The sequence below is a fragment of the Streptomyces sp. NPDC055287 genome (assembly GCF_053646035.1).
Genome location: NZ_JBSHNE010000144.1, coordinates 1 through 1,026, shown reverse-complemented (window position 1 = coordinate 1,026; position 1,026 = coordinate 1). Strand labels below are relative to the sequence as shown.

Below are 1,026 nucleotides of genomic sequence, written 5' to 3'. Positions count from 1 at the left end.
GGAGCGTGAGGAACTGCAGCAGCTGCGCAGGCAGAACCGCGAACAGCAGCAGACGATCGAGATCCTGAAAAAAGCGACCGCCTTCTTCGTGAAGGAGAGCGACCGGTGAGCGAGCTGTACCGGTTCATCCACGCGGAGAAGGCCGACTACCCCGTCACCCTGCTGTGCCGGGCGATGAAAGTCGCCCGCTCCTCCTACTACGCCTGGCGTGACGGCGAAGCCGCCCGCCGGGCCCGCCAGGTGGCCGACGACGCGCTCGCGCACGAGATCACCGTGCTGCACATCGCCTCCCGCAAGACTTACGGCGTCCCGCGGATCCACGCCGAACTGCTGCGTCTGGGGCGGCGCGTGAACCGCAAGCGCATCGCCCGAGTGATGCGGGAACGCGACATCCGCGGTGTCACCCGCCGCAAGCGGCGCTCGCTGACACAGCCGGACAAGAAGGCCCGGCCGGCTCCGGACCTGATCGGCCGCGACTTCCACGCCGATACTCCCGGCACCAAACTGGTCGGCGACATCACCTACCTGCCCACCGCCGAGGGCTGGCTCTACCTCGCCTGCTGGCTGGACCTGGCCACCCGCGAGGTCGTCGGTTACGCGATGGCCGACCATCACCGCGCTTCCCTCGTCGTGGACGCCCTGAGGATGGCCCACGGCCGGGCGGGACTCCGCCCCGGATGCGTCGTACACAGTGATCGCGGCAGCGAGTACACCTCAGCCGAATTCCGCGACGAGATACGTGAGTTGAACCTGCGGCAAAGCTGCGGACGCACCGGATCCTGCTTCGACAACGCCGCTGCGGAAAGCTTCTGGGCGCTACTCAAAGAAGAGATCGGCACCCGCCTCTGGCCCGACCGGGCTACCGCCCGCGCCGAGGTCTTCAACTTCATCGAGACCTTCTACAACCGCCGCCGCCTGCGCAAGCACAAGGTCTTCGGCTACCTCACCCCAGCCGAGACCAGGCAGCGGCAACAGCACGCCCTCGCGGCGTAGACATTGAGTGTCCGAGATCACGGGGAAACTTCA

1 pseudogene is annotated in these 1,026 nt (G+C 67.0%); it reads left to right on the top strand.

Annotated features, from left to right (window positions below):
* Positions 1–81: 81 nt before the first annotated feature.
* Positions 82–993 (top strand): annotated as a pseudogene (locus ACWIHY_RS40415) (IS3 family transposase); the annotation flags it as partial.
* Positions 994–1,026: the final 33 nt, after the last annotated feature.